Origin of the sequence: Bacillus sp. RC240 (assembly GCF_044907945.1) — a bacterium.
GTDB lineage: Bacteria > Bacillota > Bacilli > Bacillales > Bacillaceae_G > Bacillus_A > Bacillus_A mycoides.
Map to the genome: position 1 here is coordinate 214,899 of NZ_JBIYCT010000004.1, position 17,718 is coordinate 232,616.

15 protein-coding genes and 1 other annotated feature are annotated in these 17,718 nt (G+C 34.9%); of the genes, 11 read left to right on the forward strand and 4 right to left on the reverse strand.

Annotation, left to right across the window (positions count from 1 at the left end):
• Positions 1–10: 10 nt before the first annotated feature.
• On the reverse strand, positions 11–1,876 hold the full coding sequence (locus ABH955_RS16220; protein ID WP_404444478.1) for a leucine-rich repeat domain-containing protein: 1,866 nt from the start codon (positions 1,874–1,876) through the stop codon (positions 11–13).
• 174 nt (positions 1,877–2,050) lie between these two features.
• Here ABH955_RS16220 and ABH955_RS16225 point away from each other — a divergent pair, with 174 nt between their 5' ends.
• Positions 2,051–3,319, forward strand: coding sequence for an MFS transporter (locus tag ABH955_RS16225; RefSeq protein WP_404491360.1), 1,269 nt, complete (start codon positions 2,051–2,053; stop codon positions 3,317–3,319).
• 133 nt (positions 3,320–3,452) lie between these two features.
• On the opposite strand, the gene ABH955_RS16230 is transcribed toward ABH955_RS16225, so the two are convergent.
• Positions 3,453–4,436: a ketoacyl-ACP synthase III gene (locus ABH955_RS16230; RefSeq protein ID WP_404456266.1), complete on the reverse strand. Its 984-nt coding sequence runs from the start codon at positions 4,434–4,436 to the stop codon at positions 3,453–3,455.
• Positions 4,437–4,812: 376 nt separating this feature from the next.
• Between ABH955_RS16230 and ABH955_RS16235 the strand changes: the two genes are divergently transcribed.
• The 6 genes from ABH955_RS16235 to ABH955_RS16260 all read left to right on the forward strand — a co-directional run bounded on the left by ABH955_RS16235 (position 4,813) and on the right by ABH955_RS16260 (position 10,647).
• Positions 4,813–5,001, forward strand: coding sequence for a hypothetical protein (locus ABH955_RS16235; protein WP_404456269.1), 189 nt, complete (start codon positions 4,813–4,815; stop codon positions 4,999–5,001).
• Positions 5,002–5,472: 471 nt separating this feature from the next.
• Entirely contained in the window at positions 5,473–6,732 is a 1,260-nt protein-coding gene (gene hflX / locus ABH955_RS16240; protein WP_404456272.1) for a GTPase HflX, read from the forward strand.
• A gap of 267 nt (positions 6,733–6,999) precedes the next feature.
• Entirely contained in the window at positions 7,000–8,211 is a 1,212-nt protein-coding gene (locus ABH955_RS16245; protein ID WP_404491362.1) for an MFS transporter, read from the forward strand.
• Positions 8,212–8,221: 10 nt separating this feature from the next.
• Entirely contained in the window at positions 8,222–9,139 is a 918-nt protein-coding gene (gene cysK, locus ABH955_RS16250) for a cysteine synthase A (protein WP_404456278.1), read from the forward strand.
• 77 nt (positions 9,140–9,216) lie between these two features.
• A complete protein-coding gene (locus tag ABH955_RS16255) occupies positions 9,217–9,729 on the forward strand; it encodes a GNAT family N-acetyltransferase (RefSeq protein WP_404456281.1) in 513 nt (170 codons plus the stop codon).
• 93 nt (positions 9,730–9,822) lie between these two features.
• Complete coding sequence (locus tag ABH955_RS16260; protein ID WP_404444467.1) at positions 9,823–10,647, forward strand: DUF4037 domain-containing protein; 825 nt, start codon at positions 9,823–9,825, stop codon at positions 10,645–10,647.
• 41 nt (positions 10,648–10,688) lie between these two features.
• Here the strand turns inward: ABH955_RS16260 and ABH955_RS16265 are convergent, their stop codons facing one another.
• Positions 10,689–12,323, reverse strand: a complete 1,635-nt coding sequence (locus ABH955_RS16265; protein ID WP_404456284.1) for a putative polysaccharide biosynthesis protein — start codon at positions 12,321–12,323, stop codon at positions 10,689–10,691.
• A gap of 373 nt (positions 12,324–12,696) precedes the next feature.
• Positions 12,697–12,919: a binding site (T-box leader), on the forward strand.
• A gap of 358 nt (positions 12,920–13,277) precedes the next feature.
• Between ABH955_RS16265 and ABH955_RS16270 the strand changes: the two genes are divergently transcribed.
• Entirely contained in the window at positions 13,278–14,621 is a 1,344-nt protein-coding gene (locus ABH955_RS16270; RefSeq protein WP_404456287.1) for a sodium-dependent transporter, read from the forward strand.
• Between the two features lie 39 nt (positions 14,622–14,660).
• Here ABH955_RS16270 and ABH955_RS16275 read toward each other — a convergent pair whose 3' ends face one another.
• Positions 14,661–15,365, reverse strand: a complete 705-nt coding sequence (locus ABH955_RS16275) for a polysaccharide deacetylase family protein (RefSeq protein WP_404456289.1) — start codon at positions 15,363–15,365, stop codon at positions 14,661–14,663.
• A 326-nt stretch (positions 15,366–15,691) separates the two neighbouring features.
• Between ABH955_RS16275 and ABH955_RS16280 the strand changes: the two genes are divergently transcribed.
• The 3 genes from ABH955_RS16280 (at position 15,692) to ABH955_RS16290 (ending at position 17,587) form a co-directional block, all read left to right on the forward strand.
• A complete protein-coding gene (locus ABH955_RS16280) occupies positions 15,692–15,955 on the forward strand; it encodes a CD3324 family protein (RefSeq protein WP_377866100.1) in 264 nt (87 codons plus the stop codon).
• A gap of 193 nt (positions 15,956–16,148) precedes the next feature.
• Positions 16,149–16,835 carry a DUF421 domain-containing protein gene (locus ABH955_RS16285; RefSeq protein ID WP_377866099.1) on the forward strand — a complete coding sequence of 229 codons (687 nt, stop codon included), beginning with the start codon at positions 16,149–16,151 and terminating at the stop codon, positions 16,833–16,835.
• Between the two features lie 110 nt (positions 16,836–16,945).
• Positions 16,946–17,587 carry a FusB/FusC family EF-G-binding protein gene (locus ABH955_RS16290; protein WP_377866098.1) on the forward strand — a complete coding sequence of 214 codons (642 nt, stop codon included), beginning with the start codon at positions 16,946–16,948 and terminating at the stop codon, positions 17,585–17,587.
• Positions 17,588–17,718: the final 131 nt, after the last annotated feature.

Here is a 17,718-nt window from a genome sequence, read left to right on the forward strand (position 1 = left end):
TTTCTTTATGCTAGTATGAAAAATCTGGGTTTAATTCGTTAAACTTATGACTGTAATGCCTCTTATTATTAAAGCCAACAAAATCAATTCCGATGCAAGGCTCTAAATTGCCGTCTACAATAGTAGAATCCACGAAGCTAAAATGCTTTAACCGTGGTAGCTCTTTAATGAATTGTAGATTTTGTATGTTACCACAACTTGATAGAATGAGTGTTTCTAACTCTGTTAAATAACGCAAATAGTCGTGATTTTTAATTTTACTGCAATGATCGAATTCGACGTATTTTAAAGTTGAAGCATTGTTTTCAATTTCATCAATATGTTCTAAATTTCTTACATAATTGATTTCTAAATGTTTTAATTTAGGAAATGCTCTACATCCTTTTAATGAGTTAATGTTCCCTTGTGTAATTCTTAGTTTTTCAAGGTTTTGTAAAGACATTAATTCTTCAAGGTTTTTTTGTTTCGGTTTGTATTTCCAAATGTATAGTTCTTTTAAGTTAGAACAAGATTCGAACCCTGTAATGTTTTTATTCCACTGTATGTAAAGTTCCTCTATATTTTTAAAGCTTTCTAGTGCTGTTAAGTTTAAAGGGACTTGTGGTTCTTCTAGTGATAAAGAGTTTAAGTTTTTTAATTTATATAAAGCTGAATAATCGGTAATATAGGTACTATTAATTTGTAGCGCTTCGATTTGCGGACAGCGTTCTAGAAAATCAAGATGCTCCATACTATACCTAAGGTCATTAATGTAAACTTGGGTATAGTTGTTTGTATTAATGAATTCTACGTATTCATCCAGTCTGTTTTCATGAATTTGTACTGTGCCATCCATAACTAAAAAGTCTTTTGGTTTCTTCTTGATAGATATTTGTAAAGGATTCGCATGTTGAAATATTACCGTTTTGTTTTCTAAAATAGTTTCAACACTTGTTTTAACATTAGAAACACTGTCTTTTTCTTTGTATGCTATTAAAATAGACTCTATTTCTGAAGGATCTGTTAATAAAATTTTGGGATTCATTTCATATATTATATCTTCATTTGAAGGTATGCAGTTAACCATTGCTTCCAGTGCTATTAAACTTAATGGTTGTCCTTTTGTTAGCCAAGATTTAATCCGCGTCCAAGTTAGTTGTGATACTGCAGCTAATCGTCCCCAATCGCTATGAAATGATACTGCATTTTCCTCTATCCAATCCAATATTGCTGAGGATTGAAAAGAATGTAAACAAATGAAGGAAGTGGTCGGAAGCTCACATTCTAATACTGATTTTAGCTTTTCTATTACTAAAGGGAATGCTTCTTCAAATGGTAAACAGTAAGCGGCAGCGTGTGAAAGAGGTGCAATTAAATCTTCATCAAATTCCTTCCACAGTTTTCTTATCCAATCAGAGGCATTTTCTCCTAATACACATATAACAATCTCGAGTAATCGAGTTTTAATTACACCATTTATCGTGTTAGAAAAGCGGTTCATAACAGCATCTAATATTTCGCTTTTATCGTACATATTAAGAGCTTCAATTTCTTCTTCTTGAAGAAACCATCGAGTCATTGTGTAATCAAGTAAGTTTTTAAAGTTTGAGCGAACTTCTTCTAAAGTAGGCGCGGGTGCAAGTTTATGCTCATCCATCTCTAATTCTGGTTGCGTCGCCTCACCATCTCCTTCATAAAAATCGTCGTGCAAATAATACTTATAAGGTGAATGAACGATTGCAAGATTGTACCATTCATTTGGATGTAAAGATAACGAGATAAGACGTTCATGACATTGGCTACATAATTTATAAGGTTGATTTGCTTCATCAGATTCTTCTATTTGCTGTACTGGATTATGTTTGCAAGCTTCGCATAATTCTAGTGTTTTTTTCATTGTTTTCTCCTTGTATATTGTGAATAGTAGTATTTTTAATATAGCATGAGATAAGTAAAGTATAGTTAGAGATTTTTTAATAATTAAAGCGACGGATGAAAAATGACATTGAATATGTAACGTTAAACATAGTACATTAACAAGAGGAATTAATTTCAAAAGGAGGGTGAGAAAATGCTAGGTAAGGCGGATGCTTCAATAAGTAACCATATGTATACAGAAGAAGAGCAGCAAAAATTATATAAACGAACGTTAATAATAGTAAGTATTTCACAAATGTTCGGCGGAGCAGGGGTAGCTGCTGGTATTACAGTAGGTGCACTACTTGCACAGCAAATGCTTGGGACAGATGCATATGCAGGATTACCGGCTGCTATGTTTACAATGGGATCTGCGGTAGCGGCTTTCTTTGTTGGGAAGTTATCGCAAAAATATGGTCGCCGAATAGGACTTGCAACAGGGTTTATAGTAGGGGGACTAGGGGCTATTGGAGTTGTATTGGCTGCGTTAACAAATAGTATTATTCTTTTACTAGTTTCTTTACTCATATACGGTGCAGGTACAGCGACGAATCTACAAGCTCGTTATGCTGGTACCGATTTAGCAGATAGGAAGCAGCGAGCAACTGCTATTAGTATTACGATGGTTATGACGACTTTTGGTGCGGTAGCTGGCCCGAATTTAGTAGGCGTAATGGGAGATTTTGCCGATTCAATTGGAATTCCTAACCTTGCTGGTCCGTTCATATTATCGGCAGTGGCATTTATACTTGCGGGTCTTGTCCTTTTCGTTATGCTTCGTCCAGACCCGTTAATTATTGCTAACATAATAGAAACATATAAACAAGAACATACATATAAAGGGCAACCAGTAACAGAAGAAATGATAGAAAATAAACGTGGTGTTACTGTTGGAGCAATCGTAATGATACTTACTCAAATAGTGATGGTTGCGATTATGACTATGACGCCAGTACATATGGGACACCATGGTCATGGACTAAGTGAAGTAGGGCTAGTCATTGGATTTCACGTAGGGGCAATGTACCTTCCATCGCTTGTTACAGGAATGTTAATTGATAAAATTGGCCGTACTACGATGAGTATAGCTGGTGGGATGATTTTACTTGCAGCGGGTGTCATAGCTGCGATAGCACCGAGTGATTCTTTACTATTATTAATTGTTGCTCTTTCTTTACTTGGATTAGGGTGGAACCTTGGATTGATTAGTGGTACAGCTCAAATCGTTGACTCCACAACTCCTTCTACACGTGCTAAAACACAAGGGAAAATAGATGTTTTTATTGCGTTAGCCGGAGCTTCAGGTGGAGCGATGTCAGGAATGGTAGTAGCTAATTCCAGTTATGCGGCATTATCATTAGCGGGAGGGGCTGTAGCCTTACTGCTTATTCCAGTTGTGATATGGTCTCGGACAGGTAAATAAAATTTAAATGAAAGAAGCGGCGTTCAAAGGGAGCTAATAAATCCTTGAATGCCGCTTTTTGTGATTAACTAATAGTTTAACTGGAATCGTTGATATAATTTCATTTACCGTAATGTTAGCTGTATAAAAAGTGTTAGTCTAAATCCCACTCCACAATAAGCCCTAAATGCGTAAGACCACCGCCAAAACCGTACAGTAAAAGTGTATCTCCGTTATTTAATTTCCCTTCTTTTCTAGCTAAATCTAAAGCGAGTGGAATGGAAGCTGAAGATGTATTCCCCATGTATTTTACACTGGTTAAAGTTTTTTGAATTGGAATTTCAGTTTTCTCGCAAATAGATTCAATCATCCGTAAGTTAACACTGTGTGGTACGAACCAGTCTATATCATCTATTTGCATATTTGTGGTATGTAATAGTTCTTTTATACCTGCTGGCACTGTGCGTGTTGCCCATTTATATACTTCTCTTCCGTTTTGAACGATTTTTTCATTTGTTTGCAGTGGTGTGTCATTCATAGTAGTAGATAAGTTTGTTCTGTATAGATGAATGCCACCAGCACCATTTGTTCCCATGTGAGCAGCGATAAAGCTTGGTTTATTTTCATCTCTTTCTAATAAAATAGCTCCAGCGCCATCACCGAACAAAATACAGGTCGTTCTATCGGTGTAATCAGTAACTTTAGATAATGTCTCTGTCGCTATGACGAGTACTTTTTCATGTGATCCAGAAGTGATTAAGCTATTACCGACATGCAGTCCGTATGTGAAACCAGCGCAAGTCGCATTTAAATCAAAAGCTAGTGTATGAGGTATGTTGAAGTATTGTTGTATTTGGCAAGCAATACTAGGGAAAACATAGTCAGCAGTAGTTGTAGCGACGATGATACAGTCAATATCTTCTAAGTTTTTCTTATATGTTGTACACAAATTTTCGATTGCTTTAATGGCTAAGTGTGAGGAGTATTCGTCTTCGTTAGCAATCCTTCTTTCCTTCATTCCTGTTCTTTGCACAATCCATTCATCATTCGTATCGATCATCTTTTCTAAATCGTTATTAGACAATACTTGATCTGGAACATAAGTACCAATTGCGGTAATACGAGATTTAGAATTCATAGGAACATCTCCTAACTTATTTTTATAACCTGATACTAATATCAGGTTATAAAAATGTCAATAAAGATTTTCTGTTTAATAAAATTAATATATTTTAATAAAAGGAAAGGGATTTGAGGAGTGATGTCCAAATAATATACGGAAAGCTTCTAAAATTGATAATGAAGGGTTTGAGATTCTTGAAAAGAATCGTATATGTATTGTCTCTTTTTGGAAAGGGACAAGTTCTTCGCAAGTTATTATATATACAAGTGTAAGTAGCTGTGCATTTCGTTTTGCAGAGGGAGGAGAGTACTTAGTCTTTTCTTCTTATAGAGGAGAGGAAAAGTTAGAGACATCTATCTGCAGTGGAACGAAGAGATTAGATGAGGCAGAGTTGGATAAAACAGCTTTAAGCCATATTGCAAAAGAGTCTATTCCTACGAAGAAAGTGGATTTAAAAGGTGATATGGTGAGCGGCTTAAGTTCGTGGCAAGTTGTGCTTATTGTTATAGGTGTATTATTCATTGTAGCTGTGGTTATTTTTATTGTGAAAAGAACTCGCAAAAAATGCCGATTAAAGTAAAAATATAAAGATTTTCTTTAGTGTGATATAGGTTGTTAAACCTTGTGAAAGCGAATTACTTATGCTACACTTTATGTAACTTAAAATGAACGGAGGGGCTTCCTTTGATCTTAATCAGATTACGTCTCAATACTTTGTGCCGATAATTGAATAGCGCTCAAAGGCTCTGTCTGTGTACAGAGTGAACGGGATTGGTCTGCCTATTTTAAAGGAACCCTTTTTATTAAGCTTATATGTGAAAAAGAGGGAGGGACGAATACGCCCTCTTTTTGTTTTGCCTTTATAAATAGAATGGGATAGTATAGGTGAACACTTGTTGGATACGTATACTATCTTGGGACTTTTTGACCATGTTATAGAATGAAAGCACTGCTTTCTTCTATTTCTTTGGTGAACCCTTATCCGTTTACGAAAACACAGGCAGTGACCTGTGTTTTTTATTTTGCGTAATCGAAATGGAGGAATAAATATATGGAAGAATTATTACAAAGAGCAATATTAGTTGGAGTAAATTTAGGTAATGAAGCTGATTTTGTATATTCGATGGAAGAGTTAGCCAATCTTACGGAAGCTTGTGATGTGGAAGTAATCGGTCAAGTGACGCAAAATTTACAACGAGTAAATCCGTCGCATTATATTGGAAAAGGGAAGATTGAAGAAGTAGCAGCGTATGTGAAAGAAGCCGATGCGAATATGGTTATCTTTAATGATGAATTGTCTCCTTCACAAATTCGAAATTTAGAAGAGGATTTAGATTGTAAAGTAATTGATCGTACCATTTTAATTTTGGATATTTTTGCGCAACGTGCGAAAACGAAAGAAGCGCAGTTGCAAGTAGAAGTGGCCCATCTTCAGTACATGATGCCTCGTTTAATCGGTCTTCGTGAATCGTTAGGAAGACAGAGCGGGGGAGTTGGCACGAAAAATAAAGGTGTCGGTGAGAAGAAGTTGGAATTAGACCGTCGTAAAATTGAAGAACAAATTGCAGCTCTAAATAAAGAATTAGAGGCACTTGTTGCACAGCGTCAAACGCAGCGTAAACAACGTAAGAAAAATGAAATGCCAGTTGTGTCATTAGTAGGATATACGAATGCAGGTAAATCAACAATAATGAATACAATGCTTGAAATTTTTAATGGTACTGTAGAAAAACAAGTATTTGAAAAAGATATGTTATTTGCGACATTAGAGACATCTGTACGAAATATTGATTTGCCGGATAATAAATCATTTTTATTAACGGATACTGTTGGATTTGTAAGTAAATTACCACATCATCTTGTGAAAGCATTCCGTTCAACGCTAGAGGAAGTGGCGGAAGCAGATTTACTCATTCACGTCGTAGATTACTCAAATCCTAATTATGAGCAATTAATTGATATTACAAATGAAACGTTGAAGAAAATTGGCGTGGAAAATATCCCGACGATTTATGCATACAACAAATCAGATATGGTAGATGTTGAAATTCCGAAAGTGCAAGAAGATCGCGTGTATCTATCTGCGAAGAAACATGTTGGAATTGAAGAGCTTATAGAATTAGTTCGCTCACACATTTATAAAGAGTATACGAAGTGTGAAATGTTAATTCCATATGATCAAGGACAGGTAGTTTCGTATTTCAACAATCATGCGCACGTTTTATCTACGAGTTATGAAAACGAAGGTACGAAAATTGCACTAGAATGTAAGACGAGTGATTATGAGAAGTATAAGCGTTTTGCTATTTAATAAAAAGGGCGATCCTAATATGTTTTAGGGTCGTCTTTTTCTTCATAATTGCAAGCCTTCCCGTCGTCCTAACTTAGCATGAAAAAAAGTACAGAGAGTTCATATAAATAAATCTGATAAAACAGATAGGGAAAATTTAATATTTATGAAGTGATATTTCTGGAAAAAGAAATGAAACCAGTATAGAATAGAAATGTTTCAAAACTCAGAATTTATTACACTTACTGTAATAAATATATATTTTGTACGGGAAGGAGAGATTCGTATATGCCGGCAGTTTCACAAAAAAGTGCAGTGGAAACACCAACGATATATCGAATATTATTTGCGATTAGTTTCGGACATTTTTTGAATGATTCGATGCAAGCAGTTGTACCGGCGTTGTTTCCTATTTTGGAAAAAACGATGAATTTATCCTACATGCAAGTAGGGTGGATAGCGTTCGCGTTAAATATGACGTCATCGATTATGCAACCGGTTTTTGGTATGTATTCAGATAAGAAGCCGTCACCATTTTTATTACCACTCGGTATGTTTTCGAGCATGCTTGGGATGATAGGGCTCGCGTTTGCCCCGAATTTTATTATTGTTATTATTTCTGTTTTATTTATTGGATTAGGTTCCGCAGTCTTTCATCCAGAAGGTGCCCGCGTTGCTTATATGGCGGCAGGTGCCAAACGTGGTTTAGCACAAGCGATTTATCAAGTGGGAGGAAACACAGGGAATTCTCTAGCACCTATTTTTACAGCATTAATTTTCGTTCCGCTCGGTCAAATTGGTTCTTTAGGTTTTACAGCCTTTGCAGCAGTAGGAATTGTATTACTAATTTTTGTATCAAATTGGTATAAAAATGAATTAGCCAATGGTGCTGTAAGAAGGAAAAAGAGGGCTGCACTTGAGGCGGAAAATGCAATTGTAAGTACACATATTAAATTTGTTATTATACTTCTTGTTTTTCTAACATTTGTACGTTCTTGGTACGGTGCTGGTATCGGGAATTTTTATCAATTTTACTTAATTGAGCATTACGGTTTATCTATAAAAAATGCCCAGTATTTCGTATTCGCATTTATGATTGCTGGTGTATTAGGTACTTTCTTTGGTGGTCCGTTAGCAGATAAATTCGGTAAGAAAAAGATAATTGTATTTTCAATGCTCGGTTCAGCGCCGCTTGCACTTTTACTACCTCACGTTTCGCTCGTGTGGGTTGTACCATTATTTTTATGTATTGGTTTTATTAGTTCTAGTAGTTTTAGTGTAATTGTTGTATATGCACAAGAGCTTGTTCCTGGAAAAGTAGGGATGGTATCAGGGTTAATTGTTGGCCTTGCGTTTGGTCTTGGAGCATTAGGTGCTGTAGTCCTTGGAAAATTAGCTGATATGTATAGCCTTCAATTTATTATGCTATTATGTAGTTGTTTACCATTAATTGGACTTACTTCATGGTTACTGCCGAATGATAAGAAAACGATAGAATAGGGGATGCGCTATGAAATTATGTGAAAACGTTACAGAATTAATAGGAGATACACCTGTCGTCCGATTATCTAAATTTATTCCAGAGGACGCAGCTGATGTGTATGTAAAACTGGAAATGTTTAATCCGTCACGCAGTGTGAAAGATCGTGCAGCCTATAATTTACTTCATGCCGCTGAGGAAAAGGGACTTATAAAACCTGGTGATACAATTATTGAACCGACAAGTGGGAATACAGGAATTGGCTTAGCGATGAATGCAGCTGCTAAAGGATATAAAGCGATTTTAATTATGCCAGATAATATGTCCAAAGAGCGTATTAATTTATTGAAAGCATACGGCGCAGAAGTAGTTTTAACACCAGCTGAACAAAGAATGCCAGGGGCAATTGCGAAGGCGGTAGTGTTACAAAAAGAAATTCCAAATAGTTTTATTCCGCAGCAATTTGAAAATCCAGCAAATCCGAATATACATCGTTATACGACTGCACTTGAAATTTATGAACAAATGGATGGAGAGCTTGATGCATTTGTAGCAACGGCGGGAACGGGTGGAACAATTACAGGGACCGGTGAAACATTAAAAGAGAAACTACCAAACTTATATATTGCAGTAGTAGAACCGAAAGGATCACCAGTGTTATCTGGCGGTGTTCCAGGCCCTCATAAACTAGTAGGAACAAGTCCTGGTTTTATTCCAAAAAACTTAAATACAGAAGTGTATAACGAAATTATTCAAATTGCGGATGAAGAAGCATTAACTACAATGAGAAATTTAGCAAGACAAGAAGGCTTATTAGTAGGGCCATCTTCAGGAGCTTCTGTTTACGCAGCAATTATGATAGCGAAACGATTAGGCGCTGGTAAAAAAGTTTTATGTATTGCACCTGATACAGGTGAGCGTTATTTGAGTATGGGATTATTTGAATGAAATTGATAGAAACACCTTAATAGCGAAATAGAGCTATTAAGGTGTTTGTTTTAGGTTATTAAGAGGGGAGAATGACAATGAAACTATTAAAACCAATACATGAATATAGTGGGGAAATTATGGCATATAGACATGCGTTTTTACAATCAGGAGAACAACCACACGGCAGCAGTTCTCTACAAAATTTTGATTCTCTCGATGAATGGTTTGCAAAAGTGAGTATACAAGAAGTAGGAGAAAACTTACCATCTAATCGAGTGCCGTCTAGTCAGTTTTTAAGTGTTGAAAAAGGAGAACTTATAGGTTTTGTGAATATTAGACATCGATTAAATCCAGAATTATTACTGGAAAGCGGTCATATCGGTTATAGTGTCCATCCGAATAAACGTCGCCAAGGTTACGCTACGAAGCAACTGCAACTTTCATTGGCTGAGGCGCAAAAATTAGGGTTGAAGAAAGTGTTAATAACTTGTGATAAAGAAAATATTGGTTCTGCTAAAACAATACAAAAGGTTGGCGGTGTGCTAGAAAATGAAGTAGTTTCTTCTAATTCTGGCGAAATTGTTCAGCGTTATTGGGTAGAAATATGATTTAGTAGGAATTTGAAAAGGTAATGTAATGTTTAATATCGAAATAGATAAATGAAAAGTAAGGGGAGTACTGCAGTTTTAGGGGGAAATGCAATGGGATTAAAAGAGAAAGCGGTAGAGATGTCGGAGATTTATAGGCAAAACAAGAAAGTCGAAGCTATTATTTTAGCAGGATCTGTAGCGAGAAAGTTAGAAGATGAACATTCAGATATTGAATTACATATTTTATGGTCAGAACCACCAGAGGATGAAGAGCGTCTAGGTCCAATTAATAATATTGGTGGAACGATTTTGTCATATCATCCTTACGAGGACGAAGAATGGTCGGAAACGTATTTGACGAAAGAAGGAATTAAACTAGAGATTAGTAACTTTTTAACATTAACAGTAGAAAAAATTATTTCAGAAGTTATAGAGCAGTATGATACAAATTATGAGAAACAATGTATTGTATCATCGGTTCATGATGGTGTAAGTTTGTATGGAGAAGTAAAAGTACATGCTCTAAAAGATAGGATTGAAGTATATCCAGAAGAATTGGCGAAAAGGATGATTTCAGAAAATCTTTGGTTAAGCAATCGTTGGCATAATCGAGAGGCTCTTTTAACACGAAAGGATTGGCTTATGCTTTACGATGTTATTTGTGAAGTACAAAGAGATTTATTCGGTGTTTTATTTGGTTTGAATAAACTGTATGTACATCATCCTGCATTTAAATGGATGGCTTATAATGTAGAGCGTATGAATATCAAACCTGAAAATCTATATGAGCGTATGGCGAATACGTTAATAGGGAAACCGGAGTATAGTGTACAGGAGTTAGAAGTGTTGATCGAAGAGGTATTACATTTAGTAGAACAATATGCTCCAGAATTAAATATTGCTGAACAACAAAAGCGCATTCAATATGCGAAGTAAAAAAACAAGAGATGTAACAACGCGTTACATCTCTTGTTTTTTTATTTTACTAACTTTCCTAATACAGGTAAACGTTGAATACGATCACCGAGAATATGCGAAGCAAGTCCACTCGTTAGTACGAATAAAAGATAAACAAGTCCTCCTGCTGAGGCGCATATAAACACAATAATCAATGATTCTATATAAGATTGGCCAGGAATAATCCAACTTATAAATGCTCTTAATGCGATTACAACAGCAGACATTGCCGCGGAATAAAGCGTAATAAGAAATACTGTTTTTGCTGTTTCGCCAATTTTAAATTTCGCAAACTTAACGATGCAGTACAACATAATAATATTTGAAACGAGATAGCCAAGAATTGTTCCAAGCACAGCACCATGTCCACCGAATAAATGTAAGAGCGGTGTGTTCACCACAATTTTAACGAGAATACCGACTGAGAATGCAATCATTGTTTTTCTTTGATAATCAATTCCTTGTAATATAGCAGCTGAAACTGTGAAAATCGCACTTAATACAGCAGAAGGTGCAAATGAAATTAAATATTGTGATCCACTAAGTGCAATTTCAGGATTTACATAAACCATGCGGAATGCATCGTAAGCGATACTAGCAAGACCGAATGCGGCTGGGATAGTGAAGAATAACAACACTTGAAATATCTTTGAAATTTGTCCTTGTAATTCATCTAGCTTCCCGCTTGTAAATGATTTCGTTATAGCCGGAATAATTGTTAATGAGAATCCAGTTGCAAGTGAAGCCGGAATCATAATTAACTTTTGGGCATAGTTCGTTATATAAGCGAAAACTGCATTCGCGGTTTCTAAAGGTTCTCCCATCGCTCTAAGGACATCAGCTACGGTATATTGATCTACTAACGTATAGAGCGGGATTGCAATGCCTACAAATACAATTGGAATTGCATAACGTAGTAACTCCATATAAATACTTCTTAACGGAATGTTTGATGATCTCGTTTTCAGCTCACCCTCAGGAGGTTTTAATCCATTATATTTTTTCCAGTACATCATTAAAATAGAGACGCTTGCAAGTGCCCCGATAACAGCACCAAATGTAGCAACTGCAACAGAAGAAGCTACTGAACCTCCTAATAGTTTTGAGACGATAAAACTACCAACTAAAATGAAAACGACACGTGCGATTTGTTCTACGACTTGAGAAACAGCACTTGGTTTCATATGTTGAAAACCTTGGAAATAACCACGTGTAACACTCATAGCTGGTACGATAATAAGCGCGAAGCTTAATGCTCGCATCGTAAGTGTTACGTCTGCGATAAATTGTGGATCTGGTGTTTTCGAGCGAATAATAAATTGTGATATGTACGGTGCTCCAATAAATAAAGTTAAAAATCCTAAAAAGCCCATAAACATCATTAATTTTACGCTCGAGTTATACAATTTTTTACTTGTACTATAATCACCAAGTGCATTATGTTTTGCAACAAATTTTGAGACGGCAATAGGAATACCAGCTGTTGAAAAGCTTAATAAAATACCGTACCAAGAGTATGCGTATCCATATAAAGCGACCCCTTGCGTTCCAACTAATAATTGAAAGGGGAAAAAGTATATAAAACCTAAAATTCGTGAAATCATTGTTGCACCACTTAATAAAGCGGTACCTTTTAAAACTTTTGAAGTAGACAAAATTCTTTCCTCCTACTCGTGCTGTCTTGCATTTATCCCGCTATTTGCGGGCAGTAAGACTCCCACCTCAAAATGCGACTGGAGCAAAGAAGTTAGGTGGGAGATCAACTGCCCGTAAACGCCCGATTGGTTCAACTAATAATCAGTGAGGGATGAACAAAACCCCCACTGATTAAAGTTTCACTTTATCGTATACTACTATAAACCTGCTAGAGAAGTTAATACAGTATAAACCATAAATGTTCTAATACTATTCATAAAAAAGTCATATTTTGAATTTTTAAATAGAATGTAATGCATAAAATTTCAAAATATAAGTTGACACTATTTTTAATGTATGATAAAAATGATAGTAATCAATTCGGAAAATAATATTTGGGCAATGAAAGGGTATAGTAGTGAAAATCTCCCTATTTCAGAGAGCTGATGGTTGGTGTGAATCAGTATATAGATTATTCATGAAGTTCGTCCTGGAGCATCTTTCATAAATCTCACATTATGAGGAAATGAAAGACGGTAGTTTATACCGTTATCAAATAAAGTGGTGAAGATTGTTTCACAACTAGGGTGGTACCGCGATATTTATCGTCCCTACGTATTTACGTAGGGACGTTTTTTATTTAGGTCTTAACTTTGTTGTGTCTTCATAACTAGGGTGGTACCGCGATATTTTATCGTCCCTACGTATTTGCGTAGGGACGTTTTTTATTTAGGTCCTAACTTTGTTGTATCTTCATAACTAGGGTGGTACCGCGATATTTTTGTCGTCCCTACGTATTTACGTAGGGGCGTTTTTTATTTGAGAGGAAGTGGTTGGATTAGAACGGGCTAGTAATAGAACAATATGAACATAGAGCGAATTATAATGAAAAGAAAAAGAAAAAGAAAAAGAAAAAGAAAAAGAAAAAGAAAAAGAAAAAGAAAAAGAAAAAGAAAAAGAGAGGAGATAAAAAGATGAATTCACAGCAATGGACATCGAAATTAGGTTTCGTATTAGCTGCAGCAGGTTCAGCAATTGGTCTTGGGGCGATTTGGAAATTCCCGTATATGGCCGGCATCGGAGGAGGCGGAGCATTCTTCCTTATTTTCATCGGTTTCACATTATTAATTGGTTTACCGCTATTATTAGCTGAATTCGTTATTGGAAGAAGTACACAAAAAGAGGCTGTTGATGCGTATAGAGAGATTGCTCCTAAAACGTTATGGCCGTGGTTAGGTAAATTAGGGATTGTAACATGTTTCATATTACTTTCTTTCTACAGTGTTGTAGGGGGTTGGATTTTATTATACTTATGGAATGCAATTACAGGTAGATTATGGGAAGGAAATGGAGCATACGAAGCTACGTTTGGTGAAATCATTTCCAATCCGTATTTAGCAGTTGGATCACAGCTATTATTCATCCTTATTACTATTTTTATCGTAAGTAAAGGTGTACAAAATGGTGTTGAAAAAGTAAATAAATATTTCATGCCAGCACTATTCGTTTTATTCTTTGTATTAATTGTTCGTGCACTTACGTTAGACGGTGCTGGAGAAGGAATTCGATTCTTCTTACAACCTGATTTCTCAAACGTAACATCAGAAATCATTTTATATGCAATGGGGCAATCGTTCTTCTCGCTATCCGTCGGTGTAGCCGTTATGGTAACGTATAGCTCATACTTACCGAAAGAAGAAAGTTTACCGCGTTCAGCATTTTCTATCGTAGCTTTAACGCTTGTTATTACATTACTTGCAGGGCTTGCAATTTTCCCAGTTGTGTTCGCATTTGGAATGGAACCATCTCAAGGACCAGGACTATTATTTATCGTATTGCCAGCTATTTTCAGTAAAATGGCGTTCGGAAAATTATTCTTCATCGTTTTCTTATTACTATTCTTCTTTGCTACTGTTACATCAGCAATTTCGATGTTAGAAATTAGCGTTGCGTCCTTAACAACAAAAGGTAAAAGCAAAGGGAAACGTGAAAAAATGGCTTTAATTGTTGGGTTGTTAATCTTTGTTGTTGGGGTTCCATCAGCATTATCATTCGGTTTGTTAAGCGATGTGAAGCCATTTGGAAAAACAATTTTTGATTTAGCAGACTATGCGGTTAGTAACATACTAATGCCGCTTGGTGTTTTATTAGTTTCCATCTTTGTTCCGTTGAAAATGAAGAAAGATGTATTAATGAAAGAGCTTGGTGTAAGTGAAAATAAAGGCTATAAACTATTCGTATTATGGTTATTCTTACTTCGCTATATTGCACCAATTGCGATTGTTATCGTATTCTTAAATGTACTTGGAATTATATAAAAAGAAAGGTAGCGTATCGTTCTATGATACGCTACCTTTTTATTTTGCTCTTTTTTGTAATTCGTTTACTGTTACGAACTGATAGCCCTTCTTAGATAAAGAGTCTAAAATACCTTCAATGGTCTGTAAATTTTCATTAGACTCATCATACATAGAGTGTAATAAAATGATAGAACCTGGTTTTACATTTTTACTAACATATTCAATTTTATCAGCTGTAGATTTATAAAAAGTATCAGGTTCAAGATCCCATGTGATTGTTTCGATATTATTTTTATTTAAATAGTATGGCAGTCCTATTAGTTTCTTACCGTTAGGTGGCCTAAAATCAATTTTATCTGTATATCCTGTTTGACGGATTATCGAGTTCGTTTTTTCTATTTCTTCTTTAATAAAAGAAGGAGTTTTGAAAACCATTCTATTATGAGAATATGTATGGTTTCCAAGTTGGTGCCCAGATTGAACAATCGCTTCACCTAATGGTAAATTGTTTTCTAATTCGTTTCCAATAACAAAGAAAGTAGCTTTAGCATTGTACTTATCTAGTAGTGGTAGTATTTGTTTTACATTGTTAGTAGGGCCATCATCAAAAGTTAAGGCAACTATCTTTTCATTTGTTTCAATGCGGTTTGTCAGTTCGCCGAATAATTGAAAACTTCTTGCATTCATTAATTTGTAAGTTCCGAATAATGCTATGGTAATAATAAATAGTGTAACTAGTGTAGTGATTATTTTTTTCTTCATAATACAACCTCATATTTATTTTTGATTCGATTAAAAAGTATTATATCAAACTAAGTAATTTTTTGCTTTGAAAAGGATGTGGATGCAAGGGGAAGGAATTTATCATATAATAAAATGCAAAAGGTATATTAGGAGGTGTTTATATGGCGATTATAATTCAATTGCCAGACACTGCAACGTCTCATGCAAAGCCAAGTATGGAAATGGCGATACTTTGCGTGAGGTAGACAAGTAATATACAATCGCCTAAATGAGCTCGTATCATTTTTTATATTTGGCTTTGCACCTTATTGAAATGAACCATAAAAAATAAGGGGCGAGCAGACATGAAATACGTAAAAGCTGCGACGGTTTTACCAGAAAGTTTAATTACCGAAATTCAAAAGTATATACAAGGTGAAACAATTTACATTCCAAAACAAGAAACGAAACATTATAAATGGGGTACACGATCTGGCGGAAGAAAACAACTGGATGAAAGAAATAAAGCAATTAAAGACGCTTTTAAAAGCGGAATTGCAATTCATCAATTAGCAGAAGAATATTTTCTTTCTGGAGAAACGATTAAAAAGATAGTGTATTCTAAATAAATTTTAAAAAAGAGTCTGATTCATATGTTATTTTGAATCAGACTCTTTTTTTATAGGTTCATTACAAAATTTGATTCGATATTTTTAGTATGAATGGGATGATAATAGCAAAAATGAATCGTAATTGTATAGTATGGAGGCGTGGATGGGAAATGAAAACGTTATATTTCATATGACAGAAAGGTGAACCTATATGAATCATCTTGGACAAATAACAATAGAATTGATTTTTGGTTTTTTTGTTCTATTGGTTGCTACAAAAATATTAGGGAAAACACAAATATCACAGCTAACGCCTTTTGATTTTATTTCTGCTATTGTTCTCGGAGAATTGGTCGGAAATACTATATATGACCCGGAAATAAAAGTATGGTCTATTTTATATGCAGTACTTGTATGGGTAGTGTTAATTTATATAATAGAAGTAATAACGCAAAAATTTAGAGGGACGAGAAGTTTTTTTGAAGGCTCTCCGTCAATCATTATCCGTAATGGATATATTGACCGGGAACAACTAAGTTCAAATCATTTGGACATAAACCAATTACAGCAAATGCTACGGCAGCAAAAAGATGTTTTTTCAATCCGGGAAGTTGAGTATATGATTTTGGAACCTAACGGAAACATAAGTGTTCTGAAAAAAAGTAAATATGAAACTCCCACTATAAATGATTTGAGTTTAAAACATAAGCCTGTATACTTACCCATTTCATTAATTAGTGATGGAAAAGTAGTGAAGGATAATTTAAGGGAAGCAGGTTTTGATGAGGGATGGCTTTATAAACAAATAGAGCAAAAAGGGATTACTAAATTTGAGGATGTACTATATGCGGAATGGAAAACAGATGATGGATTCTTTTGTCAGGAAATGAATCGGTAGAACATAATCGGAGTATGTAATGTTCATTTCTAAATTATCTTTTACATATCAAAAAACGTAATCATTGTATACAATAAAATTAGATCAACAATTTGTATGGAGTGATAAATATGGAAGCTTTTATTAGAAGTGATCAATATAATTTTATAAAGTCACAAGCTTATATTTTAGCAAATGGACATGCTACGGCAAATGATAGAGGAGTAATTCAAGCGTTAAAATCACTTGCAATTGAAAAGATAATACATGTATTTGAGAATTTAACGGATGAACAGAAAGAGTTAATTGATACGGTATTAACAGTTAAAAATAGAGAAGATGCAGAATCGTTTTTAATGAAAATAAATCCGTATGTAATTCCGTTTCAGGAAGTTACAGCACAAACGTTAAAAAAACTATTCCCTAAAGCAAAAAAATTAAAACTGCCTGATATGGAAGAACTGGATATGAAAGAATTATCTTATTTAAGCTGGATTGACAAAGGATCAAGCAGGAAATTTATTATAGCGAAAAATGATAAAAATAAGTTTGTTGGTCTGCAAGGAACATTTCAAAGTTTAAATAAAAAAAGCATTTGTTCATTATGTCATGGGCATGAAGAAGTAGGAATGTTTTTAGTTGAAATTAAAGGTGATGTACCAGGAACTTTCGTTAGAAAGGGAAACTATATTTGCAAAGATGGTGTAGCTTGTAATCATAATATGAAATCGCTTGATAAGTTACAGGATTTTATCGAGAGATTAAAGAAATAAAATGGAAGACCTCTAGTACTTAAACTGGAGGTTTTTATTTTTTGAAGAAGTAATAATAGGCTTCTTTTGTAGCTGTAGATTTATAAAAAAAGTCAGGTCATTTATAATGAAATTTGATAAAAACATCTATT

Excerpts from the sequence above, each read along its gene's own strand:
- ABH955_RS16220 (WP_404444478.1), bottom strand. The coding sequence starts at position 1,876 with ATGAAAAAAACACTAGAATTATGCGAAGCTTGCAAACATAATCCAGTA.
- ABH955_RS16225 (WP_404491360.1), top strand. The coding sequence starts at position 2,051 with ATGCTAGGTAAGGCGGATGCTTCAATAAGTAACCATATGTATACAGAA.
- ABH955_RS16230 (WP_404456266.1), bottom strand. The coding sequence starts at position 4,436 with ATGAATTCTAAATCTCGTATTACCGCAATTGGTACTTATGTTCCAGAT.
- hflX (WP_404456272.1), top strand. The coding sequence starts at position 5,473 with ATGGAAGAATTATTACAAAGAGCAATATTAGTTGGAGTAAATTTAGGT.
- ABH955_RS16245 (WP_404491362.1), top strand. The coding sequence starts at position 7,000 with ATGCCGGCAGTTTCACAAAAAAGTGCAGTGGAAACACCAACGATATAT.
- cysK (WP_404456278.1), top strand. The coding sequence starts at position 8,222 with ATGAAATTATGTGAAAACGTTACAGAATTAATAGGAGATACACCTGTC.
- ABH955_RS16255 (WP_404456281.1), top strand. The coding sequence starts at position 9,217 with ATGAAACTATTAAAACCAATACATGAATATAGTGGGGAAATTATGGCA.
- ABH955_RS16260 (WP_404444467.1), top strand. The coding sequence starts at position 9,823 with ATGGGATTAAAAGAGAAAGCGGTAGAGATGTCGGAGATTTATAGGCAA.
- ABH955_RS16270 (WP_404456287.1), top strand. The coding sequence starts at position 13,278 with ATGAATTCACAGCAATGGACATCGAAATTAGGTTTCGTATTAGCTGCA.
- ABH955_RS16275 (WP_404456289.1), bottom strand. The coding sequence starts at position 15,365 with ATGAAGAAAAAAATAATCACTACACTAGTTACACTATTTATTATTACC.
- ABH955_RS16280 (WP_377866100.1), top strand. The coding sequence starts at position 15,692 with ATGAAATACGTAAAAGCTGCGACGGTTTTACCAGAAAGTTTAATTACC.
- ABH955_RS16285 (WP_377866099.1), top strand. The coding sequence starts at position 16,149 with ATGAATCATCTTGGACAAATAACAATAGAATTGATTTTTGGTTTTTTT.
- ABH955_RS16290 (WP_377866098.1), top strand. The coding sequence starts at position 16,946 with ATGGAAGCTTTTATTAGAAGTGATCAATATAATTTTATAAAGTCACAA.